This is a genomic window from Achromobacter sp. GbtcB20 (assembly GCF_019091095.1).
In the GTDB taxonomy this organism is placed as follows: domain Bacteria; phylum Pseudomonadota; class Gammaproteobacteria; order Burkholderiales; family Burkholderiaceae_B; genus Achromobacter; species Achromobacter mucicolens.
Window position 1 is genome coordinate 42,076 of sequence record NZ_JAGXJZ010000015.1, and the last position, 20,834, is coordinate 62,909.

A 20,834-nucleotide genomic window follows, 5' to 3' on the forward strand; every position below is an offset into this window, starting at 1 on the left:
CGTCCGGACAGACTTGTCCCCGGTCAAAAAGCCGGGACAACGCGTTATTGACAGAGGGGAATCCCTAGGCCGACCGCATTTTTTTGAATTGCTAAAGCCCGAATTCAGGCGCTAGCATGCGGCAACGGATTTTTACCCGCCGGACGGACACGGGCCGCCCGCTCCCCCTGCGCCCTACGACGGCAATGCCGAAATCGATCTTCCCGCAGTACCCGAGGGATCGGCTGGCCGCTCTGGCAAGCGCCAATTCCCTGCGCGCCATCCGCGAAGGCCTGCTTTGGGCCATGCCCTGCCTGCTGGTGTCCGCGCTGTTCCTGGTGCTGTCCGTCTGCGCCCGGCTGCTGGGCCTGCCGGGCGGCATTGCCGACGCCCTGGCCGACCTGCACGGCGCGCTGTCCGCCGTCATGCCGCTCCTGGCCGGCACGGCCATCGGCTACATGCTGTCGATCCGCCACCGGCTGCCGCACCTGCCCACCGCGTTGCTGTGCCTGTGCCTCGTTGTCATCGCCGAACGCCTGCTGGCGCCCCACCCCCGCGCGGCGTCCACGCTCACCCTGTTCATCGCGATCGTGATCCCGATCGCGGCCGTGCCGCTGATGGCCTGGCTGCACCGGCGCCGCTGGACGCAGCTTGCGCCGGACGGACTTATCGGCGAGAGCGTGCGCGACTCGCTGAACATGATCGTCCCCGGCCTGCTGACCGCCGGCCTGGTGATGGCGGCGTTGTCTGCCGCACTCTCGATCCCGGCGGTGGCGCAGGTCGACATCCCGCTCAGCATGGCGTCTCTGGACAGTCCCTACCGCGCGGGCGCGATCGTCGCCGCGTTGAATTCGATGTTCTGGTTTTTCGGCATCCACGGCGCGCACGCCATGGCGCCGATCATGGACGTGCTGGACCAGGCCACGCGGCTCAACGCCACGAGCGTCGCCGCCGGCTACGAAGGGGTCTATGCGCTGAACGGCACGTTGCTGGGCGCCTTCGTCTTCATTGGCGGCTCGGGTGCGACGTTGTCGCTGGTCGTGGCGATCCTGCTGTTCTCGCGCAGCGATTCGCTGCGGGTACTGGCGCTGGCGAGCATTCCCGTGTCACTCCTGAACATCAACGAAATCCTCCTGTTCGGACTGCCGCTCATCCTGAACCCGCGGCTGTTGCTGCCTTTCGTGCTCCCGCCCGTCATCAACGTGCTGATGGCGCTGGCAGCGGTGCAACTGGGTTGGCTTGCGCCCGCCACCGTGACGCTGCCGTTGACGTCGCCCGTGCTGTTCAACGCCTATCTGGGCGCGGGCGAACAGGTGGCGGGCATCGCGTTGCAATGCGGACTGGTGGCGTTGGGCGCGTGCATCTATGCGCCCTTTCTGATCGCGCTGGAGCGGCAGCGCAAGGCCGATTCCACGGTGTATTTCAAGTCGCTGGACGCGACCTTTCCGCAACTGCAGGAAGAATCGCTGCTGTACGCGCACGACCCCGTCGCGTCCACCTACGCCACGCGCGCGCGGCGCCGCGCCGAGGTCGCACGCATCCGCGCCATCAGCGAGTACGACTTCTACCTGGAATACCAGCCGCAGGTCTCGCTGCGCACGGGCCTGTGCACCGGCTGCGAGGCGCTGCTGCGCGCCACCGGCCCCGAAGGCACGCAACAGGCGCCGCTGGAATTCCTGCGATGGCTGGCGCAGGCCGGCCTGATGGGCGAAGTGGATCTCTGGGTGGCGCGGCAAGCGGTGCGGCAATGCCTGGCTTGGCGCGCGCAGGGCTTCTCGCTGCCCATGACGATCAACGTCACGAGCGCCACGCTGACCTCGCCGGCTTACCTGGACCGGTTGATCAAGGTACTGGACCAGACGCGGGGCCAGGTCTCGGTGGAGCTGACGGAAGATGCGCTGGTCGAGGACGCGCAGGCGCTGCACACCGCCTTCGACCGGCTTCACGGCATCGGCGCCCGTGTCTACATCGACGACTTCGGCACGGGCTACTCCGCGTTGAGCTACCTGCACCAATTCCAGATCGATGCGGTCAAGATCGACCGCAGCTTCGTGATGGCGCAAAGCCATGACCGGGGCGCGCTGGTGATGAGCGGCCTCTTGCGGTTCTGCGAGGCATTGAACCTGCAGATCATTGTCGAGGGTGTGGAAACCGATGGTCAGTTGTCCGCGCTGGCGTCCAGCGCGGAGATCATCGTGCAGGGCTGGTACTACAGCAAGGCGGTGTCCGGCGAGCATGTCGTGGACTTCGCGCGCCGGCGGCAGGAAGGGCCTGCTCTGCCGGCGAACCTGCCCGAAGCAAAGGCTATTTGATGCCGATGAAAGGCAGAGCCGCGCCCGGCACCTGGGTGGACGGGAGCACGCCATCCCATTTTTCCACGGCGTTCAGGCTGACGAGGTTGGTGTTGGCGGCCAGCGCCTCGGCCTTGGCGCGGATCGAGGCCGCCTCGGCTTCGCCGCGCATGCGGATGCCGTCGGCTTCCGCGGTGAACTGCTGACGGCGCGCGTCGGCTTCGGCCTTGGCCTTGACCACCTGGATCTCGGCGGTGATCATCGCCGTTTCCTTTTGCTGGCGCGTGGTTTCGATCTGCACCTGGGCCAGCATGCGCTGTTCGATCGAATGCTCGTAGGCCTGCGAGAAACCCACTTCTTCGATCTGAACGCCCACCACCTGGACCGGCGCGCCTTCCATCGTCTTGAGGACGGCGTTGTTCACATCCAGGCCGAGCTTCTGCCGTTCCTGGATGGCGCGCACGGCCGTGTACTGGCCGAATACGTTCTTCACCGCGTCCGGCGTCTTGCGCTCGAGCACGCGCATCTGCAGATTGGCGATGGTGCCGTATTCGGAATAGAGCTCTGCGACGTGCTCGGCCGGCACGCGGTAGGTCACCGACACGCGCAGCGTGGCCGGCTGCTGGTCATAGCTATAGGCCTCGAGCTTTTCGAACACGAAAGTGTGGTCGCGCACGGACACCGTCATCACGTTGTCGATGAACGGCGTCTTGAAATCCAGGCCGGGTTCGGCCACGCGCACCAGCTTGCCGTTGCGCAGCACCACGCCGCGCTCGCCCTGATCCACCTGGAACCACGAGCCGAACGCGATGAACAGGATCAGCAGAAAGATGAGCGCGGTGCCAATGGCGAATGTCAGTTTGCGCGGCTTGACCGCGCCAATCGTCTTGACCATCTGGATATCTGTCGGCTTCATCTTCACTTCCAATCCCTGTCTGTTCTTTTGCGTTTACGGTCCGAGAGCACCGCTGCGATGCCGCGCGCGAGCAGATATGCGATGACCGCCGCCCCCACCAAGATCAGGAAATACCGCATCGAGCGTCCCCCCCGGGAAAGAAGGACGGGATTCTAGCCCGCAGCGGACGCGCTGCCGCAAGCGGGTGTCAACGTAATGTGGCGATACGTTTCCGAACGTTTCACACGCGGTGTTTTCGGCGGTTTTACGCCCCGTACCAGCGCAACCCCAACCGGGACAGCGGATCGGGATAGTCCCAGAACGCGTGGTCCAGCGTCTCCAGCTCTTCCTGCTCCGCCTCGGTCATCGCGCCGTAGATATCGTTGAGCTGCACCACCTCGGGCGACGCCTCGAAGCGGTCGATCAGCGCGCGCATGCGCGAGAGTACGTCCAGCATGTGCACGGCCCCGATCTTGCGCAGCGCCTGCAAGGCAAGCTGGCAGGTCTCGTCGCCCCAGTTGCACAGAAACTGCATGAAGCCGCCGTTATTGATGTCCGCCTCCATGCGCCACAGCGCAACCAGTTCCTGGTCGGTGGGGGACAAGCGGTCGAGCTTCCATCCGGCCGCCTGCAACGCCGCCATGGCCTGCTCGTATCGCAAGTCCCACAGCAGATCGTGCACGTTGAGCATGCCCTGCGGCACCGGCGCGGCCAGCGCGGGCCACACGACGCCGTGGCCGTCATCCACCAGTTGCCACGCCTGGCGTGCCTCGGGCGTGGCTTCATGCAGGCGGATATGCCGCCGTATCGGCTCCCTGACCTCGCGGCCGTCGGCAAGCGTCAACAGCACGTGCGTATCGGTCAACGTCAGGGCAGTGATGCGGTAATCGGGAGTCGGCATTGCAAGGGCCCGGCATGACAGGAAAGCGCAAGACCCTACCGGATCGGCGCGGCGCTGTCGAGGCGCGCCCGTTGCCGGGGCGCATCGCGCCGCATCCTGTTACGGCTCCCTGTTCACCCATCTGCTACGTTAAACAGGACCGCGCCGGGGCCCATCCGGCGCGCTTGTCGGAGATCGACCATGCCCCGCCCTTCCGAGTCCGCTCCCCTCATCGGAGTGGTCCCGCCATACATGCTGGACCGGCTTGCGCAGCACACCGATGCGCGCGTCAGCATGCCTGCCGTCAAGACGATGATCATCGATCAGCAGCAGCGCAGCCTGCGCGAGATGGCGGGACAGCCACCTCGCGCGACGCTGGCGCCGGCGCGCCAGGTGGCGCCGGCGGGCACGCCCGACCGCGCCGTGCACGACGCCGGCAACGGCACCACGCTGCCCGGCAAGCTGGTCCGCGCCGAAGGCGCACGGCCGAGCGGCGATCCCGCGGTGGACGAGGCCTACGCGCATCTGGGCTCGACCTACAAGCTTTTCTGGAATGTGTACAAGCGGCACTCCATTGACGCGCATGGCTTGCCGCTGATCGGCACGGTGCATTACGGCGAGGACTACGAAAACGCCTTCTGGAACGGCGCGCAGATGGTGTTCGGCGATGGCGACGGCGAGATCTTCAACCGCTTCACCGTCGCGGTCGACATCATCGGCCACGAGCTCACCCATGGCGTGATCGACACCGAGGCCGCCCTCCTCTACCAAGGCCAGCCCGGCGCGCTGAACGAATCGCTGTGCGACGTGTTCGGCGCGCTGGTCAAGCAGTATTCGCTGGGGCAGACGGCCCGGGAGGCGGACTGGCTGGTCGGCCAAGGTCTCTTCACGGAAAACGTGCAAGCGCGCGCGCTGCGCTCGATGGCCGAGCCGGGCACCGCGTACGACGATCCCGTGCTGGGCACGGACCCGCAGCCCGCGCACATGCGGGACTACGTCGATACGCCGCGCGACAACGGCGGCGTGCACATCAACTCGGGGATTCCGAACCGCGCGTTCTATCTGGCCGCCACGGCGCTGGACGGCAATGCGTGGAACGGCGCGGGGCACGTCTGGTACGACACGCTGTGCGACAAGCGCCTGCGCCACGATGCCGCGTTCAAGGATTTTGCGGGCCTGACGCTGCTGGTCGCCGGCGAGAAACACGGAGCGGACGTGCGCCGCGCCATCGACGAGGCCTGGAAGGCCGTGGGCGTGCTGCCATGATCGAACTGCCGCCCCTCGACCTTGCCCAGCTCGTGCGCCTTAGCCGCGAGGGCGGCCTGGCATACCTGCCCGGCCTTGCCCAGCCGCGCCGTATCGACATGGCCACCTGCCCGCCTGGCGTGCGGCAGGAGGTCTGCGACGCGATCCTGCATGCCGCCCCGAAAGCCATGCCCGGCAGCGCCGGCGCGGGCGGCGATCAGCGCTACTTCCACGTGGAAGTGGAATTCGGAGGCGCGGATACCGCGCGGGTCACTTTTGACGTGCCGGAGGCCGATGCGCCGGAAACGCTGGTGCGTCTTTGGAAGCGCCCGCCCGGCCAATCTGAATAGCGCGCCCCGCATACAGCCCGGTCACCGCCATGACGGCGCACAACGCCGCGCACACGCCCAAGGCGGCGCCCCACCCGCCCAGCTTGTCATGCAAGCCGCCCACCAGCGCGGGGCCGGTCGCGGCGAACAGGTAGCCGGCACATTGCGCCATGCCCGACAGCGCCGCGGCCTGCTGCGCATGGCTGGCGCGCAGTCCCACGAACGCCAGGCCCAGGATGATGCCCGCGCCGGTGCCCAGGCCCAGCAGCGCGATCCACAACGCGCCCCACGAGGGCGCCGCGATCAGGCCCGCGAACGCGACGCACGACGCGCCCGCCGCGCAGAACGCCGCAACCCGCTGATCCCTCAACCGGCGCAGTAGCGGCGCCATGAACAATGCGGGCGCCGCGGACGCCAGCTGCATGAATCCATGCAGCGATCCGGCGCGTTCGGCAGAGTAACCCGCGTCGCGCAAAATGGCGGGCAGCCAGCTCACCGCCACATAGAACACGAAAGAATTGATGCCCAGGAACACGGTGACCTGCCAGGCCAGCGGCGAACGCCACAGACGCACGCCGTGCGGCGCGTGGGCGGTGGTCGCGGCGGGCGGCGTGTGGCCCGCAAGCTGGGGCAGCCACAACAGCAGGCTGATCAACGGCAGCGCCAGCATGCACAGCGTCGAAAACCGCCAGCCGCCCAGGGGCAGATTGGCAAGCGGAATCGCAACGGCCGAGGCCAGTCCCGCCGCAAGACCCATCGTCAGCACGTAGGCCGACGTCAGCCCCGCCAGGCGCTGCGGGAAGTCGCGCTTCAACAGGCTGGGCAGCAGCACGTTGCCCAACGCAATGCCCGCGCCGATGATGGCCGTGCCCGCGTACAGCCCCGCCGCCGCGCCCATCGTGCGGATCACGATACCGCCAGCGACGAGCAGCATCGCCGCAAAGAGCGTGCGCTCCAGGCCAAACCGGCGCGCAAGCCCCGCGGCGAACAGCGACACCACCGCGAAGGCCAGCAGCGGCAGCGTGATGAGCATGCCGGCCGCCGCGGACGACAGGTCCAGCTCGGCGCGGATCAGGCCGATCAGCGGCGGCACGCCGGTGAACGGCGCGCGCAGGGCCATCGCAATGCAGAGAATGCCCAGGATCAGCAGCGCCGGGCGGCTGGGTGGCGTCGAAGGACGGGAAACGTGCATGGTCATTCGGGCGTCGGCAAAGGGAAACGGAAAGGCCACCAGCTTACGCGCCGCGCGCCTTACCGAATTTCGAGATAATGACAACCTTTCCCGCAATTCGGCCACATTCCCCTTTTGCAGCGCCGACGCCCATGCGCACGCCCGACACGCCGCCCGCCCCCTTCGATCCGGATTCCGCCACGCAATGGGCGTTCGCCATGCCCGTGCATGCGGCCGAGCAGGACAACGAATCGCCGACGCACCGGCATCACATGGGCCAGCTTGTCCTGGCGCTGCGCGGCGGCGTCACCTGCTCGGTGCCGCAAGGCCTGTGGATGGTGCCGCCGCAGTGCGCCGTCTGGATCCCCGGCGGCGTGCCGCACAGCAACCGAGTCACGGCCAATGGCCGCGTCTGCTTCCTGTTCGTGCCGGCCGACGCGCCGCGCCTGCCCACGGCATGCTGCACGCTGGCTATCACTCCGCTAGTGCGCGAACTGGTCGTGCACCTGGCCAACCTGGCGCCTGCCGACGCGGCGGCGCCCGCCAACCGCAGACTGGCCGACGTGCTGATGGACCAGTTGTCGCAGATGCCCACCGAGCACCTGCACCTGCCCATCTCGGATCATCCGCGCCTGCGCGAAATCGCCGGCGCGTTGAACGCGGATCCGGCGGACCGCAGCACCGTCGCACAGTGGGGCAAGCGCGTCGCCATGAGCGAACGCACGCTGGCGCGGCTGGTGCAGCAGGAGGTCGGCATGAGCTTCGGCCGCTGGCGTCAGCAGCTGCACATCATCCTGGCGCTGCAACGGCTGTCGGCGGGCGTGTCGGTGCAGCGCACGGCCGAAGACCTGGGCTACGAGTCGGTCAGCGCCTTCATCACGATGTTCAAGAAGACGCTGGGCAAGACGCCCGCGCGTTATTTCGCGGACAAGAGCGACCCGCAGGCCACGCCGCCATGAACGCGCGCGCGGGTCACGCCTGTCTGGAACCGGCCACGATGAACAGGCGCGGAAACGGCAGCAGCACGGTGCCATCGGCCAGCGCCGGATAGGCCTGCTCGATCAACGACTGATAGCGCGCCAGGAAACTGGCCTGTTCGGCGGCATCCAGCTTGTCCAGATAGGGCCGCAAGGCCGTCCCCTTGAACCACTCGACCACGGCGGCGGCGCCCGCGAGCGGATGGTGGTAGGTCGTGCACCATACGTCCAGCGTGCCGCAATGCGGCTTGAGAAGTTCGTAATACCAGGCCGCCCTGTGACGCGGCGGATGCTTGACGCCGCCAATCTTGGCCTCCCAGGGCGCCTCGCCGGCCACCTGCCTGGCCAGACGATGCGCGGGTTCTTCCAGGTTGTCGGGCGTCTGCACCGCCAGGCTACCGCCGGGGGCCAGCTTGGCCACCAGCGCGGGGTAGAGCGTCTCGTGGTCGGGCACCCATTGCAGCGCGGCGTTGGCAAGGATCACGTCATAGCGCTGCGGCGGATTCCACGTGGCGATGTCGGCCAGTTCGAACGACAGCGCCGGCAAGCGCTTGCGCGCCGCATCGATCATGTCCTGCGAGCTGTCCATGCCCGAGATCTCGGCGTCCGGATAGCGGCTGGCCAGCACTTCGGTGGAATTTCCCGGCCCGCAGCCCAGGTCCACGGCGCGCTTGACGAGCAGATTGGGCAGGGCCGCCACCAGGTCCCGCACCGGGCGGGTACGTTCGTTTTCAAAGGCGGAATACTGCTTGGCGGACCAGCTGTTCATGATCGTTCCTTGCGTGGCGATGGGGGTAGCGCCGACTGTACGCTTCGCCTTTTCCGCTGACAAATTCACAGTGGCGTCGCTTGCCATATCGGCTGCATATGGACTGCACAAAAAGGCCGCCATAAAAAAACCCGCCGGTTGTCGCCGGCGGGCGGTTGGAAGGCGGGACGCCAGGGTTACTGCGGCTTCAGTTCATCCGAGCGGGTTTTCCACAGCGAGAACAGCACGCCGCCAAGGATCAGGCTGAAGGTCACGCCCAGCGAAATCGCGGGAGGCACCTTGCCGATGAAACCGACCAGGAAGATCTTCGTGCCGATGAACACCAGGACCAGAGCCAGCGCGTACTTCAGGTAATGGAAGCGGTGGATCATCGCCGCCAGGGCAAAGTACAGCGCACGCAGGCCCAGGATCGCGAAGATGTTGCTCGTGTACACGATGAACGGGTCGGTCGTGATGGCGAAGATCGCGGGCACCGAGTCCACGGCAAACACCAGGTCGACAAACTCGATCAGCACCAGCGCCAGCAGCAGCGGCGTCGCATAACGCACCTTCTTGGACGTGGCCGGATCGACCTCGGTCACCATGAACGCGTTGCCGCGCAGGTCGTCCGTGACACGCATGTGACGCTTCAGGAACTTCAGGATCGGATTCGTGGCGATGTCAGGCGTCTGGTCCGCGATCATCCACATCTTGATGCCCGTGAACACCAGGAACGCGCCGAACAGATACAGCAGCCAGCCGAAGTTGCTGACCAGGGCGGCGCCCAGGCCGATCATGGTGGCACGCAGCACGATCACGCCCAGGATGCCCCAGAACAGCACCCGGTGCTGGTACTGGCGCGGGATCGCAAAGAAGCTGAAGATAAGCGCGATCACGAACACGTTGTCCATGGACAGCGATTTTTCGATCATGAAGCCCGTGTAGTAGGCCATGCCGCTTTCCGCGCCCATGTTCCACCAGACCCAGCCGCCGAACAGCACGGCCGCGGTGATGTAGCCGGCAGACAGCAACAGGCTTTCGCGCACGCCGATCTCGCGGTCTTCCTTGTGCAGCACGCCCAGGTCAAAGGCCAGGAGGCTGACGACGATACCGACGAAGAGCAGCCAGCTCCACGCCGGCGTGCCGAGAAAATCGGCGTTGAAGAAGGTAATCAGAGTGTCCATGGTTGACCCCGCTAGATTCGAAGGTGCCCATGATCCCGCTGTGCCTGGAATGGAGAAATCAGCCTGAAAGTGAGTTAAGGTTCGAAAAAACCGAAGTGAGCCGACACCCATGCTGAACTACCGCCACCTGTATTACTTCTGGATGGTTGCCAAGGAGGGCGGGTTTTCCCGCGCCGCCGAGCGCCTGGACATGGCCATCCAGACGATCAGCGCCCAGGTCCGGGAACTTGAAAAAAACCTGGGCCATCAGTTGCTAAAGCCAGCCGGGCGCGGCGTGGCGCTGACCGATGCCGGCCAGGCGGCGTTCGCCCGCGCCGAGGAAATCTTCCAGATCGGGCAAGTGCTGCCGCAGGAGGTGCGCGCGGCCGCCACCAAGCCCGTCGTGCGGCTGTCGGTGGGCCTGTCGGACGGCATTTCCAAGCTGGCGGCCCACGCCTTGCTGGGCCCCGTGCTGCATACGCCCGATCTGCACCTGACCTGCCATGAAGGCGAAGTGGAGGAGCTGCTGGGCGAGCTGGCGCGGCATCACCTGGATCTGGTGCTGGCCGGCCAGGGCGCCCCCGCCAACCCCAACCTGCGGCTGACCAGCGACCGCCTGGTGTCCTCGCCCGTGGACTGGTACGGCCCCGCCAAGCTGGTGCGCAAGTCGGACACGCTGGATTTTCCACGCTGCCTGGAGCGGCTGCCGGTGCTGCTGCCCACGGGTCACTCGGTGCTGCGACAGACGCTGGACCGCTGGTTTGCCGAACAGAACGTGTATCCGAACGTGGTGGGCGAATTCGAGGACAGCGCGCTCATGTCGGTATTCGCGGCCCGGGGCCTGGGGGTGTTTCCGCTGAGCCGCCTGGGCGGGGACGACGTCGCGCTGTTGCGCGGTCTGCGGCCGCTGGCGCGCTGCGAGGACGTGCACGAGGAAATCCACGCCATCCGCAACCGCCGCGGCCAGCACCATCCCCTGGTCCGCGAGATTCTTTCCCAGGCCAAAACTTCGGTTTTATCTTAATGTTTGTCACATCCACTCTGGTTTTTCGGAAATAGAATCGCCGCTATCGTGGCGGTTCTTTTTGAGTCATCGGAGTACCACATCAATGAAGAAAATCATCTGGCTCGCTTTTGCCGTCCTCGCGGCGCTCTGGACCGGGCTGGTGGCGCTGACCCTGCAACTGACCGACTGGGTGCTGGCCACCATTGCCACGACGCAGGTGCCCGGCTCCGCCGTCGACACCTCGCAATGGGTTGCGCCGGCCTGGGCGGCCCCCTGGGTGGATCCGGCATGGCTGGAATCGCTGCAGGGCGGCCTGGTCTGGGCCGCGCATGGTCTTAACCAGGTGCTGCCCTTCGCAGGCAGCCTCGGCACGCTGATCTCCGTGCTCGGCTGGATCTTCTGGGGCTTCATCATGGCCGGCCTGCTGGTGGTTGCCCTGATCCTGCACTGGCTGGCTGGCAAGCGCGAGCAGCAGGCCCCGGGGCGGCAAGTGGTGTAAAAAGGGGGGCAGGCAACGCGCCGCCCGGTACGCTGCCCTTACCCGGAGCGTGCCGTGCTGTCTCGATCTACCCGCTGCCTGACCCTGCCGTTTTCGGCGCTGCTGGCCTGCGCCGGCGCGGCGTCCGCCCAGGCAGCGTCTCCCCACGGCGTGGCAGTCTGCACCGTGACGGGAACATCGGGGCAATATAGCGTGCGAGTGCGCAACACCAGCGACAAGACGCTCTCGCACGCCGACGTCGTGGGCGTGCACCTGGATGCCGCCGGCCAGGGCGGCGCGCAGGTCACCGTCAACCTGCAGGACGTGCCGCCCGGCAAATACAAGACCGCCGTGCTGGCGCGCCCTGGCGAGTCCGCGGCGTTGGTCAGCATCGCCACCTACCAGACCATCGACGGCGTCGACACCCCCCAACAGGAACTCTACGCAGGCAAGGTCGCCCATGTCGCGCATGGCTCGGCCCTGCAATACACGTTGGCGCCGCTGGCCTTGCGCGGCTGGACGGTGGCCTATGGCACGGCGCAGAGTCCCAAGCTGGAACCCGGCAGCGCCGTGCTGCTGATCTATCCCGCCCGCACGGGCAAGAAACGCGACGTCACGCGACCCGACGCCGGGCGCGCGCCGGCGGACGTGGTGCCGCTTGCGCCCTGCCCCGCCGTTCGCGGGAACTGACCGCGGTCCTTGACCGCGATCACGTGCCGCTCAAGAGGTCGCGCTCGTTCAGGAGCGCATAGACGATCTCGGGCCGGTTGTCGAAACCGCGCCGAATCGCGGCGGGCAGCGACGCCCGCGTCTTGCGGCACAGGCCGGGCAATTCTTCCAATTGAATCGAGATGCCGCGCGAGGTCCGCACCTCGTTTTCGCTGGGCGTGATGTGGATGACGATGCCAAGCTGGGCCTGGATGCGCCCCTGCATGGCCCGCAGGTCGTCCAGGCTGGTGATGTTTTCCAGCCGCGCGACCAGGCGCTTTTCTTCTTCCCGGGTCAGCCGCAGCACGCGCAGGTCAGACGCCGGATTGGCCAGCAACCGGTCCCTGTCGCACACACAGGCGCCGGGAGGACATTCTTGGCGGATGGGAAACGGCAGGTTCATGGGGACGGTGCGCCAGCCACGACGGCGCGGGGCGTTGCCAATCTGGGCATTCTAACCAGGATGAACGAGCTCCTGCTGGCGCGCACTGCGCGTTTACCCCGCTAGCGCGGGCCGCAGACTTCCCGGCCAGGCAGCCGTAATCGTTCAACCCCCGGCATCGTCTGGCGCGCCTTTTGCCGTAAGCTCTGCCCTCGCCCTGAACTCGCCCTTCGCCATGACATTTTCACCCCGCCGAATCGTGACCCGCGCCCTGATCGTTCTGGCGGCGATCGTGCTGGTGGCGGCCGTGGCGCTTGCGGCGACGGGCCTGCTGACCGGCGCCCGCGACGCCGACGTGGCCGTCGTGCTGGGCAACACCGTTCAACCCGGCGGACAACCCTCTGCGCGTCTGGCCGCGCGGCTGGACCGCGCCTACGACTGCTATGCCGCGTCGCAATGCCGCATTCTGTTCGTCAGCGGCGGCGTGGATCCGGCCGGCACGGACGAAGCCGCCGCCATGCGCGACTACCTGCTGGGGCGCGGCGTGCCCGCGGACCAAATCGTCGTCGACAGTGCGGGGGTGGACACGTGGGCCACCGCCCGTCACGCCAGCGCCTACATGCGCGAACACGGCTACACACGGGCCCTGGCCGTGACGCAATATTTCCATGTGCCGCGCACGATGCTCGCGCTCAAGCGCCAGGGCGTGGCCGAGGTCGGCGGCGCCTATCCGGCATTTTTCGAAATGCGCGACCTCTATTCCGTTTTCCGTGAACTGCCCGCCGTGGCGCTGTATATTTTCCGGCCGCTCTAAGGGCGAACCATCAGGGCGCATCCGCCCGCCTGATCCATCCAGGACTTCCCATCGTGCTGATCTTTCACAACCCCGTTCACAACAAACACAGCGGCCGCCACGAAATGTTCCGCGGCAAACTGGTGCCCTGCCATGAAACGCCGGCAAGGCTGGCGTTCGTACTGGACGCGCTGCGCCAGCGCGGCATCGGCGAACTGCGCGTGCCCGGCAGCCCGGACATGGATCTCATCAAACGGGTGCACACGCCGCGTTATGTGGACTTTCTGGCAAACGCCTGGAACGAATGGGTTGCGCTGGATCCGGCCAATGCCGGCATCGATGTGCTGCCGTCGATCTGGCCGGTGCGCGGATTTCGCCACGACATCGAGCCCACCAATTTCGCGGCGCGCGTGGGCCTGTTCTCGTTCGATAGCGGCTGTCCGCTGACCGCCGGCACGTGGGAAGCGGCCACGGCAGGCGCCGCCTGCGCCATCGACGCCGCGCGCGCCGTATCCCAGGGCCAGGGCCTGCGCGCCGCAATGGCGTTGACCCGGCCGCCCGGCCATCACGCCGGACCGGACTTCTTTGGCGGCTATTGCTTCCTGAACAACGCGGCCCTGGCGGCGCAGGCGCTGCGCGACGCGGGGGCACAACGCGTCGCGGTGCTGGACGTGGATTATCACCATGGCAACGGCACACAAAGCATCTTCTACAACCGTGGCGACGTGTTCACCGTGTCGGTCCATGGCGACCCGACCACCGAGTATCCGTTCTATCTGGGCTATGCCGACGAGCGCGGCGAAGGCGCGGGCCAGGGCTGCAACCTGAACCTGCCGCTGCCCGCCGGCAGCGACTTTGCGGCCTGGACGGCCGCCTTGCAGCAGGGGATAGCCGCCGTGCGCGCGTTCAAGGCCGACGCGCTGGTCGTCGCGCTGGGCGTGGACACCTACGAAGGCGATCCGATTTCGAAGTTCAAATTGAAGAGCGCCGACTATCTGCAGGTCGGTCAGATGCTGGCTGGGCTTGGGCTGCCCGTGGTGTTCACGATGGAGGGCGGCTATGCTGTCGCGGACGTGGGCATCAACGTGGCGAATGTGCTTCAAGGGTATCTGGGCTGAACCTTCTGGAAGGTCTGAAAGGTGTCTGACACCCTATGCACACCGCGGCAAACCCGAGACCGTCTCCCCAGAGTGTCAGACACCGCCGCAAAACCGCGGCACCCATTCAATCGCGCGTCTCAAGCACCTTGTTGATCCGCAGCGCCAGCAGCGTGCACGCCACACCCGACAGCAGGTACACGCTGACCGCCACCAGCCCGAATCGCGCGGACAGGCCCAGTGCCACCACCGGCGCGAAGGCCGCCCCGACCAGCCATGCCATGTCGGACGTCAGCGCCGCGCCGGTATAGCGGAACCGGCGCGTGAAGTTGGCGGTGACCGTGCCCGACGCCTGCCCGTAGGACAGGCCCAGCAGCGCGAAGCCGATCAGGATGAACGCATCCTGCGCCTTCGGCCCGCCGCCCAGCAGCCAGGGCGACACCACCGCAAACACGCCGATCAGCATGGCCAGCAGCCCCAGCGTCGTGCGCCGGCCGATGCGGTCGGCCAGCCAGCCGGAGGCGATCGTGCCCAGGATGCCGATCACCGATCCAATGATCTGCACGATCAGCACATCCGAAATCTGTTGCGTGCCGCTGACAGCGATCCACGACAGCGGAAAAACGGTGACGAGGTGAAACAGCGCATAGCTCGCCAGCGCGGCGAAGGCGCCGATGAAGAGGTTGTAGCCTTGCTGGCTGACGATCTCGCGGATGCTGATAGGTTCGAGTTCGCCTTCTTCAAGCAGCTGCGTGTATTCCTCGGTCACGACCAGCCGCAGCCGCGCAAAGAGCGCCACCACGTTGATGGCAAACGCCACGAAGAACGGATAGCGCCAGCCCCACTCCAGAAAGTCCGACTGCGTGAGCGTCACGTGCAGATAAAGAAAAAGCGCGCTGGCCACCATGAACCCGACCGGCGCGCCCAGCTGTCCCATCATCGAATACCAGCCGCGGCGATTGGGCGGCGCATTCAGCGCCAGCAGCGATGGCAGGCCGTCCCACGATCCGCCGAACGCCAGCCCCTGCAGGCAGCGGAACACGGCAAGCAAGGTGATCGCATGCACGCCGATGGATTCATAGCCCGGCAGAAACGCCATGCCCACGGTCGCGGTGCCCAATACGAACAAGGCAACGGTCAGCTTGGTGGCGCGGCCCCATCGGCGCTGAATCGCCATCGACACGGCCGTGCCGATGGGACGCATGATGAAGGCAAAGGAGAAGATGACGAAGGCCCAGAGCGTGCCTTCCAGCGGGGCTTCGAAGGGAAAGAACACCTTCGGAAAAACCAGAACGCAGGCGATGCCGAATACGAAGAAGTCGAAGTATTCCGAGGCGCGTCCCACGACCACGCCCACGGCGATCTCACCAGGCGCCACCTTGGCGTGGCTGGTCCCGCCGCTGATCGCCCCAGGTCCGGAAACGGGAGAGGGATGACCAGGATATTGCGTGGTGGTCGACATGGATTCGCTCGCAAAAAAAGGATCTGAATACGCCTTGTCTACGATCTTGCAACACACCTGCATGACAGTACGCGCATCATGCCGCACCCCGCAAGCCTTACGGCCCAGGACGGCTCCGCATGCGCGGCCGTGCATACTTTTGCTCTTTTTACCCTAGATTTTTCGCGGCTTCCAGCGTAGTGTTTCGTTTACTTCGCACGGTTACGTTTCGGGGTATGACTATGTCGTCCTTCGCAAGGCTTCGCGGATTGATCCTGTTTGCCGCCCTGCCGCTGCTCGCCGGGTGCAATGCGGTCTTGCTCTCGCCGTCGGGCGACGTGGCCGTGCAGCAACGCAACCTGATTATCATCTCCACCGGCCTGATGCTCATCATCATCGTGCCGGTGATCATCCTGACCTTGCTGTTCGCATGGCGCTATCGCGCCAGCAACAAGGACGCCGCCTACGATCCCGACTGGAACCACTCCACCATGCTGGAGCTTCTGATCTGGGCCGCGCCGCTGCTCATCATCATCGCGCTCGGCGCACTCACGTGGGTCAGCACCCACCAGCTCGATCCCTACCGACCGCTGGCGCGCCTGTCCGAAGGCCGCGAGGTGCCGCCCAACACCAAGCCGCTGGTGGTCGAAGTGGTGGCGCTGGACTGGAAGTGGCTGTTCCTCTATCCCGAGCAAGGCGTGGCGGCAGTGAACGAAATGGCCGCGCCGGTCGATCGTCCCATCCAGTTCAAGATCACCTCGTCATCGGTGATGAATTCATTCTTCGTGCCCGCGTTGGCCGGCCAGATCTACGCGATGCCCGGCATGCAGACCACGCTGCACGCCGTCATCAATCACCCCGGCGAATACGAGGGCCTGTCCGCCAACTACAGCGGCTCGGGGTTTTCCGGCATGCGCTTTCGCTTCCATGGCCTGGACCAGAAAGGCTTTGACGACTGGGTCGGGCAGGCGCGCAAGTCGCAAGCCACGCTGGACCGCGCGGCGTACCTGAAACTTGAACAACCCAGCGAGCGCAACCCGGTGCAGCGTTACGCCACCGTTGCGCCGGGCCTGTTCGACGCCATCGTGAACCGATGCGTCGAGCCCAACCGCATGTGCATGCGCGACGCGATGGCGATCGACTCGCAAGGCGGCGCCGGCATTCCGGGCGCGCATAACCTGACCACCCTGGATCCCCAGACGCGCGAGCGCCTGGGGCTCACGGACACGCCGCCGCGCAAGTACGTGGGCGCCATGTGCACGGCCACCGAAGGATTGCTGCTGTAGCGCGGCAGGTTTTTCAGCTCGGCACGTGCGCCATGTAAACGCGGTCTTTTTGCTGGAATCGAGATGCCTGATCAACCTGACCTCACCAAGCTGATCTTCGGCCGTCTGACCTGGGACGCCATTCCTTACCACGAGCCCATCCTGCTGGTCACGTTCTTCGTGGTGGCGATCGTCGGCATCGTCGTGCTGGGCTCCGTCACTTACTACAAGAAGTGGGGCTACCTGTGGCACGAATGGTTCACCAGCATCGACCACAAGAAGATCGGCATCATGTACGTGATCCTGGGCATCGTGATGCTGCTGCGGGGCTTTGCCGACGCCATCATGATGCGGGCGCAACAGGCCGTGGCCTTTGGCGATTCCACCGGCTACCTGCCGCCGCACCATTACGACCAGATCTTCACGGCGCACGGCGTCATCATGATCTTCTTCGTGGCGATGCCGCTGGTCACGGGGTTGATGAACTACATCGTGCCGCTGCAGATCGGTGCGCGCGACGTCGCGTTTCCGTTCCTGAACAACTTCAGCTTCTGGATGACCGCCGGCGGCGTGATCCTGGTGATGATGTCGCTGTTCGTCGGGGAATTTGCCCGCACCGGCTGGCTGGCGTATCCGCCGTTATCGGGGATACTGCACAGTCCGGACGTAGGCGTGGACTATTACATATGGGCCTTGCAGATAGCGGGCGTGGGCACATTGCTATCCGGGGTGAACTTGCTGGTCACCATCGTGAAGATGCGCGCGCCCGGCATGAAGATGATGCGCATGCCCATCTTCACGTGGACGGCGCTGTGCACCAACGTGCTGATCGTGGCGGCCTTTCCGGTGCTGACGGCGGTGCTGGCCCTGCTGTCGATGGACCGCTATGTCGGCACCAATTTCTTCACCGCGGACTTTGGCGGCAACGCCATGATGTACGTGAACCTGATCTGGATCTGGGGCCACCCCGAGGTCTACATCCTGATCCTGCCGGCGTTCGGCATCTTCTCCGAGGTGGTGTCCACCTATTGCCGCAAACGCCTCTTCGGCTATGCGTCCATGGTGTACGCCACGGTAGTGATCACCGTGCTGTCGTACCTGGTGTGGCTGCACCACTTCTTCACCATGGGGTCCGGCGCCAGCGTGAACTCGTTCTTCGGGATCACGACAATGATCATCTCGATCCCGACCGGCGCCAAGATCTTCAACTGGCTGTTCACCATGTATCGCGGGCGCATCCGCTTCGAAGTGCCGATGCTGTGGACGCTCGGGTTCATGGTCACGTTCGTGATCGGCGGCATGACGGGCGTGCTGCTGGCCGTGCCGCCCGCCGACTTTGCGCTGCACAACAGCCTGTTCCTGATTGCGCACTTTCACAACGTGATCATCGGCGGCGTGCTGTTCGGACTGATGGCCGGCATCACCTATTGGTTTCCCAAGGCGTTCGGCTACAAGCTTGATCCGTTCTGGGGCAAGTGTTCGTTCTGGTTCTGGCTGGTGGGCTTTTACGTGGCCTTCATGCCGCTTTACGTGCTGGGCCTGATGGGCGTGACGCGCCGCGTGAACCACTTCGAGGACATGTCGCTGCAGATCTGGTTCCAGATCGCGGCCTTTGGCGCGCTGCTGATCGCGTGCGGCATCGCCAGCTTCATCATCCAGCTCGTGGTCAGCTACCGCCGCCGCGACCAGTTGCGCGACACCACCGGCGATCCGTGGGATGGCCGCACGCTCGAATGGTCCACGTCGTCGCCCCCGCCCGTGTACAACTTTGCGTTCACGCCGCGGGTGCATGACCTGGACGCCTGGTGGCAGATGAAGCAGCACGGCTACCAGCGTCCGCAGCAGGGCTTCATTCCGATTCACATGCCGAAGAACACGTGGGCGGGCATCGTGCTGGCCGGGATCAGCGTGGTGCTGGGCTTTGCGCTGATCTGGCACATGTGGCCGCTGGTGGTGCTGGCGTTTGCCGCGCTGATCCTGGTGTCGATCATCCATACCTTCAACTACAAGCGCGACTACTACGTGCCGGCCGAACAGGTCGTCGCCACGGAAGACGCCCGCACAAGGCTGCTAGCGCAACATGTCTGATACCCTCGCCCACCCCATGCCCGGCGGCGCCGCGCCGGCTCAGGAACCGGTCTTCTACGTTCCTGGCGAACACCATCCCAAGAACGGCACGCTGCTCGGGTTCTGGATCTACCTGATGAGCGACTGCCTCATCTTCGCGTGCCTGTTCGCGGTCTACGGCGTGCTGGGCCGCAGCTTCGCGGCCGGGCCGTCCGGCGCGGACCTGTTCGACCTGCCGCTGGTGGCGGTGAACACGACGCTGCTGCTGCTGTCCTCGATCACGTATGGCTTTGCCATGCTGGAGATGCGGCGCAACCGCATCGGCGCCACGCAATTGTGGCTGGCGGTTACCGGCATCCTGGGCCTGGGCTTTCTGTCGCTAGAAATCTACGAATTCTGGCACCTCATCCACCAGGGTGCGGGCCCGCAGCGCAGCGCCTTCCTGTCGGCCTTCTTTACGCTGGTCGGCACGCACGGGCTGCACGTCACCTTCGGGATCGTCTGGCTGGTGACGATGATGCTGCAGGTCCGCCTGCACGGCCTGATCCCGGAAAACCGCCGCCGCCTGATGTGCCTGTCGATGTTCTGGCACTTCCTGGACCTGATCTGGGTGGGCGTGTTCACCTTTGTGTACCTGATGGGAGTGCTGCCATGACGTCGCACATGGATAACCTGGCCGACACCGGCCACGGCGGCCATCATGGCCACGATCATCACGATGGCCACCATGACGATGACGACGCCGCCGCCCACGGCACCTTCAAGAGCTACATGACCGGCTTCGTGCTGGCGGCCATCCTGACGGCGATCCCGTTCTGGCTGGTGATGGACCGGGTCATCGACAGCTCGCGCGTCACGGGCCTGGTGATCCTGGCGTTCGCCGTCGTGCAGATCGTGGTGCACATCGTCTACTTCCTGCACATGGACACCAAGTCCGAAAGCGGCTGGAACATGTTGGCGTTAATATTCACGCTGGTGCTGGTCGTGATCACGCTCAGCGGATCCATCTGGATCATGTATCACTTGAACTCCAACATGATGCCCATGTCCCCGCATGACATGCGCAAGATGCCCTGATGGCAGCAGTCAAAGACATTTCTTCACGCGACACCTCCCGACATCCGCGCAGCAAGGCAACCCTGGTCATCCTGGGGTTGCTGGCGGTCGCCCTCTTTGCCGGGCTTTGCGCCCTGGGCACCTGGCAGGTGCACCGGCTGGCCTGGAAGCGCGCCTTGATCGCGCAGGTGGATCAGCGGGCCCACGCGCCCGCCACGCCCGCCCCCGGCAAAAGCGAATGGGCGCAATTGACCCAGGACAACGCGGAATACCGCCACGTCACCGCCGCCGGCACGTACCACTTCGACAAGCAGACGCTGGTGCAGGCCGCGACCGAACTGGGCAGCGGCTATTGGGTCATGACGCCGCTGCAATTGGCGGACGGCGGCACCGTGCTGGTCAACCGCGGCTTCGTGCTGCCGGCTTGGCGCAAGGACCCGGCCAATGCCGCCCAGCCCGCCGCCCCGGGCCAGGTGACGGGCCTGCTGCGCATGGGCGAGCCGGCCAGCGGCTTTCTGCGCAACAACGACCCGGCCGCGAACCTCTGGTATTCGCGCGATCTGCCCGGCATCGCGGCGGCGCGCGGGTTGACCGACGTGGCGCCCTACTTCATCGATGCGGATGCGGCGTCCAGCCCCGGCAAGGATCCCGCGCGGGAACCGGTGGGCGGCCTGACGATGCTCAACTTTCCGAACAACCATCTGACGTACGCCATCACCTGGTATGCGCTGGCGCTGATGGTGATCGTGGGCGTGGTGATCTTCGTGCGCGAGGAAAAGCGCGCGCGCCGGCAGGCCTGAACCTCATGCGGTAAAAATAACGGCGCCCTTTCGGGCGCCGTTTCGCTTGGGCGGCCGGCTCAC

21 protein-coding genes are annotated in these 20,834 nt (G+C 65.6%); 14 read left to right on the forward strand and 7 right to left on the reverse strand.

All coding sequences use genetic code 11. The features are described 5' to 3' along the window. The first annotated feature begins 185 nt into the window (after positions 1-185). On the forward strand, positions 186-2,291 hold the full coding sequence (locus KVT32_RS18980; protein ID WP_217618702.1) for a PTS sugar transporter subunit IIC/EAL domain-containing protein: 2,106 nt from the start codon (positions 186-188) through the stop codon (positions 2,289-2,291). Here KVT32_RS18980 and KVT32_RS18985 read toward each other — a convergent pair. Both KVT32_RS18985 and KVT32_RS18990 read right to left on the reverse strand, forming a co-directional pair. Then, the gene (locus KVT32_RS18985) at positions 2,284-3,186 is read right to left on the reverse strand and encodes a prohibitin family protein (RefSeq protein ID WP_056326237.1); all 903 of its coding nucleotides are present in this window, start codon (positions 3,184-3,186) and stop codon (positions 2,284-2,286) included. The genes KVT32_RS18980 and KVT32_RS18985 overlap by 8 nt on opposite strands. 244 nt (positions 3,187-3,430) lie before the next feature. Beyond that, a complete protein-coding gene (locus tag KVT32_RS18990) occupies positions 3,431-4,066 on the reverse strand; it encodes a DUF4375 domain-containing protein (RefSeq protein WP_180097979.1) in 636 nt (211 codons plus the stop codon). Positions 4,067-4,246: 180 nt separating this feature from the next. Between KVT32_RS18990 and KVT32_RS18995 the strand changes: the two genes are divergently transcribed. Beyond that, complete coding sequence (locus tag KVT32_RS18995) at positions 4,247-5,311, forward strand: M4 family metallopeptidase (RefSeq protein WP_180097978.1); 1,065 nt, start codon at positions 4,247-4,249, stop codon at positions 5,309-5,311. Beyond that, on the forward strand, positions 5,308-5,640 hold the full coding sequence (locus tag KVT32_RS19000; protein WP_217618703.1) for a protealysin inhibitor emfourin: 333 nt from the start codon (positions 5,308-5,310) through the stop codon (positions 5,638-5,640). The genes KVT32_RS18995 and KVT32_RS19000 overlap by 4 nt, the downstream gene beginning before the upstream one ends. On the opposite strand, the gene KVT32_RS19005 is transcribed toward KVT32_RS19000, so the two are convergent. Next, on the reverse strand, positions 5,561-6,811 hold the full coding sequence (locus tag KVT32_RS19005; RefSeq protein ID WP_175155191.1) for an MFS transporter: 1,251 nt from the start codon (positions 6,809-6,811) through the stop codon (positions 5,561-5,563). The genes KVT32_RS19000 and KVT32_RS19005 overlap by 80 nt on opposite strands. 131 nt (positions 6,812-6,942) lie before the next feature. Here KVT32_RS19005 and KVT32_RS19010 point away from each other — a divergent pair, with 131 nt between their 5' ends. Then, complete coding sequence (locus KVT32_RS19010; protein ID WP_062839716.1) at positions 6,943-7,749, forward strand: helix-turn-helix domain-containing protein; 807 nt, start codon at positions 6,943-6,945, stop codon at positions 7,747-7,749. 13 nt (positions 7,750-7,762) lie between these two features. Here the strand turns inward: KVT32_RS19010 and tam are convergent, their stop codons facing one another. Both tam and KVT32_RS19020 read right to left on the reverse strand, forming a co-directional pair. Then, positions 7,763-8,536, reverse strand: coding sequence for a trans-aconitate 2-methyltransferase (tam, locus tag KVT32_RS19015; protein WP_152382414.1), 774 nt, complete (start codon positions 8,534-8,536; stop codon positions 7,763-7,765). Between the two features lie 176 nt (positions 8,537-8,712). Then, positions 8,713-9,699, reverse strand: coding sequence for a TerC family protein (locus KVT32_RS19020; RefSeq protein ID WP_062839718.1), 987 nt, complete (start codon positions 9,697-9,699; stop codon positions 8,713-8,715). Between the two features lie 109 nt (positions 9,700-9,808). Here KVT32_RS19020 and KVT32_RS19025 point away from each other — a divergent pair, with 109 nt between their 5' ends. The 3 genes from KVT32_RS19025 to KVT32_RS19035 all read left to right on the forward strand — a co-directional run bounded on the left by KVT32_RS19025 (position 9,809) and on the right by KVT32_RS19035 (position 11,852). Further along, complete coding sequence (locus tag KVT32_RS19025) at positions 9,809-10,702, forward strand: LysR family transcriptional regulator (RefSeq protein ID WP_062839719.1); 894 nt, start codon at positions 9,809-9,811, stop codon at positions 10,700-10,702. A gap of 85 nt (positions 10,703-10,787) precedes the next feature. After that, complete coding sequence (locus tag KVT32_RS19030; RefSeq protein WP_217618704.1) at positions 10,788-11,183, forward strand: hypothetical protein; 396 nt, start codon at positions 10,788-10,790, stop codon at positions 11,181-11,183. 54 nt (positions 11,184-11,237) lie between these two features. Then, positions 11,238-11,852: a hypothetical protein gene (locus KVT32_RS19035; protein WP_227741289.1), complete on the forward strand. Its 615-nt coding sequence runs from the start codon at positions 11,238-11,240 to the stop codon at positions 11,850-11,852. A gap of 19 nt (positions 11,853-11,871) precedes the next feature. Here the strand turns inward: KVT32_RS19035 and KVT32_RS19040 are convergent, their stop codons facing one another. Further along, entirely contained in the window at positions 11,872-12,273 is a 402-nt protein-coding gene (locus KVT32_RS19040; RefSeq protein ID WP_056326215.1) for a hypothetical protein, read from the reverse strand. A 214-nt stretch (positions 12,274-12,487) separates the two neighbouring features. Between KVT32_RS19040 and KVT32_RS19045 the strand changes: the two genes are divergently transcribed. Continuing rightward, positions 12,488-13,066, forward strand: a complete 579-nt coding sequence (locus tag KVT32_RS19045) for a YdcF family protein (RefSeq protein WP_152382415.1) — start codon at positions 12,488-12,490, stop codon at positions 13,064-13,066. A gap of 53 nt (positions 13,067-13,119) precedes the next feature. Beyond that, on the forward strand, positions 13,120-14,163 hold the full coding sequence (locus KVT32_RS19050) for a histone deacetylase family protein (protein ID WP_217618705.1): 1,044 nt from the start codon (positions 13,120-13,122) through the stop codon (positions 14,161-14,163). A 106-nt stretch (positions 14,164-14,269) separates the two neighbouring features. Here the strand turns inward: KVT32_RS19050 and KVT32_RS19055 are convergent, their stop codons facing one another. After that, complete coding sequence (locus KVT32_RS19055; protein ID WP_056326974.1) at positions 14,270-15,604, reverse strand: MFS transporter; 1,335 nt, start codon at positions 15,602-15,604, stop codon at positions 14,270-14,272. Positions 15,605-15,825: 221 nt separating this feature from the next. On the opposite strand from KVT32_RS19055, the gene cyoA reads away from it, so the two are divergent. The 5 genes from cyoA to KVT32_RS19080 all read left to right on the forward strand — a co-directional run bounded on the left by cyoA (position 15,826) and on the right by KVT32_RS19080 (position 20,771). Then, positions 15,826-16,869, forward strand: coding sequence for a ubiquinol oxidase subunit II (gene cyoA, locus KVT32_RS19060; protein ID WP_175155195.1), 1,044 nt, complete (start codon positions 15,826-15,828; stop codon positions 16,867-16,869). 63 nt (positions 16,870-16,932) lie between these two features. Further along, complete coding sequence (gene cyoB, locus KVT32_RS19065; RefSeq protein WP_152382418.1) at positions 16,933-18,936, forward strand: cytochrome o ubiquinol oxidase subunit I; 2,004 nt, start codon at positions 16,933-16,935, stop codon at positions 18,934-18,936. Continuing rightward, the gene (gene cyoC, locus KVT32_RS19070) at positions 18,929-19,570 is read left to right on the forward strand and encodes a cytochrome o ubiquinol oxidase subunit III (RefSeq protein ID WP_056326198.1); all 642 of its coding nucleotides are present in this window, start codon (positions 18,929-18,931) and stop codon (positions 19,568-19,570) included. The genes cyoB and cyoC overlap by 8 nt, the downstream gene beginning before the upstream one ends. Then, on the forward strand, positions 19,567-19,992 hold the full coding sequence (gene cyoD, locus KVT32_RS19075) for a cytochrome o ubiquinol oxidase subunit IV (protein ID WP_369818574.1): 426 nt from the start codon (positions 19,567-19,569) through the stop codon (positions 19,990-19,992). Before cyoC ends, cyoD begins: the two co-directional genes overlap by 4 nt. Further along, the gene (locus KVT32_RS19080) at positions 19,992-20,771 is read left to right on the forward strand and encodes an SURF1 family protein (RefSeq protein ID WP_175155196.1); all 780 of its coding nucleotides are present in this window, start codon (positions 19,992-19,994) and stop codon (positions 20,769-20,771) included. Before cyoD ends, KVT32_RS19080 begins: the two co-directional genes overlap by 1 nt. Positions 20,772-20,834 lie beyond the last annotated feature (63 nt).

Excerpts from the sequence above, each read along its gene's own strand:
- KVT32_RS18980 (WP_217618702.1), top strand. The coding sequence starts at position 186 with ATGCCGAAATCGATCTTCCCGCAGTACCCGAGGGATCGGCTGGCCGCT.
- KVT32_RS18985 (WP_056326237.1), bottom strand. The coding sequence starts at position 3,186 with ATGAAGCCGACAGATATCCAGATGGTCAAGACGATTGGCGCGGTCAAG.
- KVT32_RS18990 (WP_180097979.1), bottom strand. The coding sequence starts at position 4,066 with ATGCCGACTCCCGATTACCGCATCACTGCCCTGACGTTGACCGATACG.
- KVT32_RS18995 (WP_180097978.1), top strand. The coding sequence starts at position 4,247 with ATGCCCCGCCCTTCCGAGTCCGCTCCCCTCATCGGAGTGGTCCCGCCA.
- KVT32_RS19000 (WP_217618703.1), top strand. The coding sequence starts at position 5,308 with ATGATCGAACTGCCGCCCCTCGACCTTGCCCAGCTCGTGCGCCTTAGC.
- KVT32_RS19005 (WP_175155191.1), bottom strand. The coding sequence starts at position 6,811 with ATGCACGTTTCCCGTCCTTCGACGCCACCCAGCCGCCCGGCGCTGCTG.
- KVT32_RS19010 (WP_062839716.1), top strand. The coding sequence starts at position 6,943 with ATGCGCACGCCCGACACGCCGCCCGCCCCCTTCGATCCGGATTCCGCC.
- tam (WP_152382414.1), bottom strand. The coding sequence starts at position 8,536 with ATGAACAGCTGGTCCGCCAAGCAGTATTCCGCCTTTGAAAACGAACGT.
- KVT32_RS19020 (WP_062839718.1), bottom strand. The coding sequence starts at position 9,699 with ATGGACACTCTGATTACCTTCTTCAACGCCGATTTTCTCGGCACGCCG.
- KVT32_RS19025 (WP_062839719.1), top strand. The coding sequence starts at position 9,809 with ATGCTGAACTACCGCCACCTGTATTACTTCTGGATGGTTGCCAAGGAG.
- KVT32_RS19030 (WP_217618704.1), top strand. The coding sequence starts at position 10,788 with ATGAAGAAAATCATCTGGCTCGCTTTTGCCGTCCTCGCGGCGCTCTGG.
- KVT32_RS19040 (WP_056326215.1), bottom strand. The coding sequence starts at position 12,273 with ATGAACCTGCCGTTTCCCATCCGCCAAGAATGTCCTCCCGGCGCCTGT.
- KVT32_RS19045 (WP_152382415.1), top strand. The coding sequence starts at position 12,488 with ATGACATTTTCACCCCGCCGAATCGTGACCCGCGCCCTGATCGTTCTG.
- KVT32_RS19055 (WP_056326974.1), bottom strand. The coding sequence starts at position 15,604 with ATGTCGACCACCACGCAATATCCTGGTCATCCCTCTCCCGTTTCCGGA.
- cyoA (WP_175155195.1), top strand. The coding sequence starts at position 15,826 with ATGTCGTCCTTCGCAAGGCTTCGCGGATTGATCCTGTTTGCCGCCCTG.
- cyoB (WP_152382418.1), top strand. The coding sequence starts at position 16,933 with ATGCCTGATCAACCTGACCTCACCAAGCTGATCTTCGGCCGTCTGACC.
- cyoC (WP_056326198.1), top strand. The coding sequence starts at position 18,929 with ATGTCTGATACCCTCGCCCACCCCATGCCCGGCGGCGCCGCGCCGGCT.
- cyoD (WP_369818574.1), top strand. The coding sequence starts at position 19,567 with ATGACGTCGCACATGGATAACCTGGCCGACACCGGCCACGGCGGCCAT.
- KVT32_RS19080 (WP_175155196.1), top strand. The coding sequence starts at position 19,992 with ATGGCAGCAGTCAAAGACATTTCTTCACGCGACACCTCCCGACATCCG.